The 6,282-nt window shown below is 71.6% G+C and carries 5 protein-coding genes; 2 read left to right on the top strand and 3 right to left on the bottom strand.

The window, feature by feature from the left end:
* A partial coding sequence (locus VFN12_RS02555; RefSeq protein ID WP_325116989.1) for a hypothetical protein occupies positions 1–1,364 on the bottom strand: 1,364 nt, incomplete at its 3' end.
* Positions 1,365–1,452: 88 nt separating this feature from the next.
* Between VFN12_RS02555 and VFN12_RS02550 the strand changes: the two genes are divergently transcribed.
* The gene (locus VFN12_RS02550) at positions 1,453–2,676 is read left to right on the top strand and encodes a hypothetical protein (protein ID WP_325116988.1); all 1,224 of its coding nucleotides are present in this window, start codon (positions 1,453–1,455) and stop codon (positions 2,674–2,676) included.
* A 75-nt stretch (positions 2,677–2,751) separates the two neighbouring features.
* Positions 2,752–3,606, top strand: a complete 855-nt coding sequence (locus VFN12_RS02545; protein ID WP_325116987.1) for a lysyl oxidase family protein — start codon at positions 2,752–2,754, stop codon at positions 3,604–3,606.
* 9 nt (positions 3,607–3,615) lie between these two features.
* Here the strand turns inward: VFN12_RS02545 and VFN12_RS02540 are convergent, their stop codons facing one another.
* Together VFN12_RS02540 and VFN12_RS02535 are read right to left on the bottom strand one after the other, a co-directional pair.
* The gene (locus tag VFN12_RS02540; protein WP_325116986.1) at positions 3,616–4,359 is read right to left on the bottom strand and encodes a response regulator; all 744 of its coding nucleotides are present in this window, start codon (positions 4,357–4,359) and stop codon (positions 3,616–3,618) included.
* Positions 4,356–6,233, bottom strand: a complete 1,878-nt coding sequence (locus VFN12_RS02535) for a PAS domain S-box protein (RefSeq protein ID WP_325116985.1) — start codon at positions 6,231–6,233, stop codon at positions 4,356–4,358. Before VFN12_RS02535 ends, VFN12_RS02540 begins: the two co-directional genes overlap by 4 nt.
* Between the last annotated feature and the right edge of the window lie 49 nt (positions 6,234–6,282).

Raw genomic sequence — 6,282 nt, 5'->3', positions numbered from 1 at the left:
GTCGACGCCGGCACCACCGCGTCGCTGATGTAGACGGCCTTCTCGCCCTCGGGCGTCGTCGCGTAGTCGATGTTCGACGGGTCGCTGATGTCGAACGCGTGGGCACCGCCGTTGCCGTAGGGGTTCTCGATGCCGGGCGAGCACGACGATCCGGGCGGGACGATGCCGCCGCCACGCTCGTCGGTGACGAACATGAACTGCTCGTCGGGTGTCGGGTCGGCCTCGTGGGAGACCGAGACGCCCTCATCCGAACGGACGTGCAGGTTGCTGTTGCAGTTGCGCACGTCGGAGCCCGGCGGCCCGCAGTCGCGGCCCGGGTGCTGGTAGGTGCCGAGGAACCGCCACCCCGTCGCCCGCTCGGTGCGGTCACGGCCCATGCCGGAGCAGTCGGTGACCTTGGCCCCGGTCCTCGTCCCGTCGACGACGGGGCAGGGCAGCGAGCTCCCCGTCACCTTGCCGCCGCGCCCGGTCAGGTTGGAGACATCGAGGATCAGGGTGGCGTTGAGTGCTGCGCAGTAGAGCCGGTTGTCGCGGTAGGTGATGTCGTGGCAGGTGGCCGAGCCGGGCTCGAGCTCACCGGTCGTCTGGTCCCGCTGCTGGGTCCAGGCGTCCTGGAGCTGGATCCTGGAGACCTCCGGCCGGCACTGGGTACGCCGCTGCTTGGCCGTCGTCCGCTTGTCGCCGAAGCAGGAGCGCATGTTGACGACATCGATCCAGTTCCGGTCCGCGAAGTCGGAGGAGCTGCTGTAGACGATCCAGGGGCGCCTGTCGTCGACCGTGTTGGTGTGGGTGAACCCGGGGAACCGGATCAGGTGGACCTCGGTCGGTCGCGCGACGTCGGTCGCGTCGACGATCTCGATTCCTCCACCACCCGTGTCGTGGCAGCGTCCGCTGGCGTCCGTGGTGTCGGTCAGCAGGGTGACGCCGTTCATCTGGGCCGCCTGGGTGTCGTGCTGGAGGCCGGTCACGCTGCTGTTCTGGGTTTCGCAGTGGGCCGAGCCGTGGTCCGCCTGCCAGGTCGGGTCGACCTCGCCGTTGGTGGTCAGCCGGATCAGGCGCTGGCCGATGCTGCCGGCCGCGTCCTGACCGAGGGTTCCGAACGACCCCCAGATGTCCTTGCTGCCCGCGGCCCGGAAGAACTCGAGGTCGGTGCCACCCCCGGTGAGCTGGGGACCACCGATCCCCGGGAAGTTGGCGAGGTGCTCCCAGGTGCCGTCGCCGCGCTCGATGCCCTCCTCGATGGCGCCGTCGGTGGGCGCGAGCGGTTTCGTCGGGTCGGTGTGGTCCGCCGACGCCGGGGCAGCGACCAGGGCCGAGCCCAGGACGATCAGCAGCGTGGTTGCCGTCGCAAAGATGCGGTGCATGACTTCTCCTCCGCGGGTGGTCATGGGTTCAACGACGCGGTGTGCAACAGGTCACGACCCGGCCCGGACGTGCCCTAGGCTCCCTGGGATGGCGGCGACCATCGCATGGGGCAACGGCCTGACTCTGGCCAGCCCCGTCGCACACCCGGGCGGCGCCACTCCGCACGTTGCGGTGCCCCTGGGGATCGTGGTCCTCGCCGCCGTGACGGCCGTCGTCGTCGTCGCCGTCGCGGTGCCGCCGGGCCGGGTTCGGGCGGGGATTTCGGCAGACGAGGTCACCTCCTGGTGGGGCCGGCTCTCCAGGTGGCAGTGGGCGGCGCGGACCGTGTCCCTGGCGGCACTCCTGCTGGCGGTCGTCGCCGGCAGGGTGGGTGTGGACGACGAGCTCGAGAACGTGGCACCCGCCCTCACCGTGGGCGCCGGGCTGCCGTTGCTGGTCGTCGGGTGCCTGGTGCTCGGACGACTGTGGCGGTGGGTGGACCCGTGGGACACCCTCGCCCGGCTGGTGGCGCCCGGTGACAGGTCGCAGGCGCCCGGACACGTGTGGCCGGCGGTGGCACTCGTGATCCCGTGGCTCTGGTACCTGAGCGTGTACCCACGGTCCCTCGATCCTCGCGCGGTGGGGCTGGCGTTGGCGTCGTACACCGTGGTGGTGCTGGCCGGGTGTCTGGCCTGGGGCCGGGTCCGCACGCTCTCGTGCGGCGAACCCCTCGGCGCCCTCCTGTCCTGGGTCGGCCTGATCCCGCGCCGGCAGCTGTCCGGATGGCAACCGCCCGCGGGGGCCGCCGCGCTGCTGGGAGTCGTGATCGGGGGGCTGCTGTTCGGAGCGGTACGCCGCACCGGGATCTGGAGCCCGGTCGCGGTACTCCCGGCGGCCGACCTCTACGCGACCGGGGGTCTGCTCGTCTCCTGCGCGCTGGGTGGCGCGGCCACCCATCTGGCGGCCCGCAGCGGTTCGCCCGAACAGCGAGCCGTCGCGGTGCGTGCGCTCGTGCCCGTCGCCGCAGGGATCGCCATCGCGGTCTCCGTGGCGCGAAACCGGCTGTTCACCAGCGTCCAGCTCCTCCCCGGCCTGATCGGGGATCCCCTGGGACGTGGCTGGGACCTGCTCGGAGCTCCGACCGCCGGGCTCGACGCGGCACCGCTCGGGGCGGTGGGACTGGTGGTGCTCCAGCTCGTCATCGTGGCACTCGCACACCTCCTGACGGCTGCGACGGTCCCGCGGACCCTGGTCGGTGACGAGAGGCTCCCGGTCATCGTGCTGCTGGCCGGATCGGTCGCAGCCGGCGTCGCCACGCTGTCCCTGCACTGACCGGGGGACCTCGCCGCGGCCGGCCCGCTGGCCGGTTCGTCTGCGGGCGCAGGCGGCGCGACCTAGCATGAGGCGATGGCCTCCAGTGGCCGGACCATCGGCCTGCCCTTCGTGGTGCTGGCCCTCGCCGCGGGCACCGCGGTCACGGTCTCCCTGGCCTCCCGCGAACCGTCCGTGCCGGATAGGGCAGAGCCGACCCAGGCGGCGTCGGCATCCCCGCTCGGTCCCGGTCGGCTGACGGGACCGCCGACCCTCCTCCCGAACCTGCGCAGCGTCGACGCCACAGACATGCAGGTGCAGCGAGTGCGCGGCGGTCGCCTGCTCCGCTTCTCCGCGTCGCTTGCCAACCATGGCCCGGGACCACTCCTCCTGCGGTCACGTCCCGAAGGCGCCGGATGCCCACCTCGACAGCACCCGGCAGCCCAGGTGCTGCACCGCGACGTGAACGGGGACGGCGCGTACCAGCCGGATCAGGACGTGCCGGGACCGGCGCGCCCCGCGGGTTGCATGCTCGGACATCCGACGCACGACCACTGGCACTTCGACGCGATGGCCGGCTACTCCCTGAGGTCTCCCGGCACCGGCCGGCGGCTCGCGACGCGGCCGAAGGTGAGCTTCTGTCTGCGGGACAACCGGAGGATCGACGGTGTCGGCACCAGCGTCCGGCAGGAGCACTTCGGGGACTGCAGCCGCACCGGGCCGCAGGGCATCTCCCCCGGGTGGCTGGACGTGTACCTGTGGGACCTCCCGGGACAGACGCTGCCACTGCCCGCCGGTACGGGCCGGCAGGTGCTCTGCCTCGACCTGAGGGCCGACCCCAGGGAGCTGCTCGTCGAGACCGACGAGAGCGACAACGGCAGCTCGATCACGCTGGTGGTCAACGACGTCGTGGTGCAGCTGGGCCCACGCCGCCGGTGCGCGCCCGGGTGAGCCCGTCCGTCATGAGATCGCGATCTCGGCCCAGACCATCTTGCCGTGCGGCACGGTCTCCACGCCCCACGAGCTCGACATCGCATCGACCAGCATGATCCCTCGACCACCCTCCGCTTCGGTGTCCTGCGGTTGGGGCTCCGGCGTGCCACTGCCGTCGTCGACCACCTCGATCCGGAAGGCCCCGGACGTGCGAGACAGCTGCAGCCGAAAGGTGGATCCGCCGTGCGTGACCGCATTGGTGACGAGCTCGGTCACCACCAGAGCCGCGTCGTCGAGGATCTTCCACAGCTCCCAGTCGCGGAGCGTGCCGCGCAGCAGCTCCCGGGCCTTCGCGGCCGCCATGGCGTCCTTGGACACATCGAGGACCCGTACGTCGACCGGGGTGCGGCCGACGTTCTCGAGCAGGTCGACGAGGTAGTCGAGATCGGCGTCCTTGAGCACGTAGCCGGCCGTGCGCTCCTCGAACCACGCCCGGTCGGTCGGCTCCCTCGCCGAGAGCACGACGACGCGGGTCTTCGGTGACTGCTCCCGGACGCGGGCGAGCACGTCACGGCCCGCGATGTCGGGCAGACCGAGGTCGAGCACGACGATGTCGGGCCGGAGGTCGGTCGCGATGGCGATGGCCTCGGCCCCGGTGCTCGCCTCGCCCACCACCTCGAAGCCGCCCCGGAAGCGCAGCGCCGTGCGCACCAGGCGACGGATGTCGTCGACGTCGTCGACCAGAGCCACTGTGATCGGAGCGGCCGTCACGACGCACCACCCTCACTCGGCAGCCGGATGACGAAGGTGTTCTGGTCGGCGTGGTACTCGGCCGTGCCCCCGTGGGCGAGAGCAAGCTCGCGCACGATGTAGAGGCCCAGCCCCGTGCCTCCGGTCGACGTGCCGAACCGCTGGAACAGGCGGGGCAGGACCTGGCTCGGTACGCCGGGGCCCGCGTCGGACACCTCCACCACCACCTGGCTCCCGTCGGGTCGGGCCACGACCGTGACCGGCGCCTGACCGTGGCGCAGGGCGTTGAGGAGCAGGTTGTCGACCATCTGCCCGAACCGGCCGGCATCGGCGTAGGCCACCAGCCCCGGCACGCTGCGCAGGACCACCTCGAAACCGGGCCGGGCGTTGCGGAATGCCGCGACGAGCCCGTCGAGCTGCTCGTCCACCGACAGCTCCACCGGGCGCAGGTCGAGCGTGCGGGTGTGCGCTCGTGAGGCGGTCAGCAGGTCGTCGAGCAGCCGTCGTACCTGATCGACGTTGCGGTTCACGCCCTCGGCGAGCTCCGTGCGCTCCTCGGGGGTCAGGTCCTCGTACCGGTTGGCCAGCAGCGTGGCGGACGACGCCAGCACGCCCACGGGCGAGCGCAGCTCGTGGGCCGTCACGGCGAGGAACTCCGACTGCTCCTCGGCCGCGAGCCGCAGCTGCTCGTTCGCGTGCTCGAGCAGGCTGAGCATCCTGCGCCGCTCGGTCGAGTCCCGTGTGACCTTCGCGAAGCCGACCAGCTCGCCGGCGTCGTCGTGCACCGCCGTGATGGTGACGTGGGCCCAGAACCGGCTGCCGTCCTTGCGGATGCGCCAGCCCTCCTCCTCGTAGCGGCCCTCGCGTGTGGCGATCTCGAGCTCGTGCTCGGGGTGCTTCTCGTCCTGCTTGTCACGGGGGTAGAAGACCCGGAAGTGCTGGCCGATGATCTCGTCGGCGGTGTAGCCCTTGCTCCGCTCCGCACCCGGGTTCCAGCTCACGATGCGGCCGTCGGGGTCGAGCATGAAGATCGCATAGTCCTGGACCGCCTCGACCAGGAGCCGGAGACGCTGCTCGGTGCGGCTCAGTGCCTGCTCGGCCACCCGTTGGCCGGTGACGTCCTGCACCTGCAGGAAGAAGTACAGCGGACGCTCCATCGCGTCGAGGACGGCGGACGCCGTCATCTGGAACCGCAGATCGGGCCGTCCCACCACTCCGTGCTCGACCTGGACCGCGGTTCCCCCGCCGCGGAGCCGCGCCAGGGCACGGTCGACCTCGGCGCCCGTCGCGATCTCGGCGTAGGGAGTGCCCACCAGGGCCTCTGGCGGATCGCCGAGCAGGTGGGACAGGTGCCGGTTCACACGCACGACCCGACCGTCGAGGGTCAGCGTGGCCATACCGATCGCGGCGTCGTCGAAGATCTCGCGGAAGCGCTCGAGATGGTCTGCCAACACCGAGTCCAGCGGCACGGCAGCCCGGTCCGGCTCCTCGCGGGCGGAGCCGCCCGGGCCGCCGGGGCCGCCGGGCGAGGCAAGCCCCACGAGCCTCTCGATGAGCTCGTCCAGCGGGACCGACTTCTCCAGGAACGCGGTCGCCCCCAGCCGCCGCGTGTGCTCGGCCAGTCCGGCCGCGTCGAATCCGCTGAACATCACCACGCGAGTCGAGGGAGACACCTCGAGGACCAGCGGCAGAGCTGCCAGCCCGTCCCTGCCGGGCATGGACACGTCGAGCAGCATGAGGCTCGGGTGGTGCTGGCGGGCGAGCTCCACGGCGTCGAAACCATCGGCGCCCTCCCCCACCACCTCGAGGCGGTCGGAGAGGCGAAGCCGCGTCTTCAGCAGGTTCCGGACATCGGGCGCGTCATCGACCACGACGATCGTGGGCGAAGCGGCCATGTGCCGGAACCTATATCACGATTCTGCTCACCGCTGGACTCTCGGTCGA

It is taken from the genome of Nocardioides sp., assembly GCF_035703625.1.
In the GTDB taxonomy this organism is placed as follows: Bacteria; Actinomycetota; Actinomycetes; order Propionibacteriales; family Nocardioidaceae; genus Nocardioides.
This window is presented reverse-complemented; position numbering and strand designations above follow the sequence as displayed.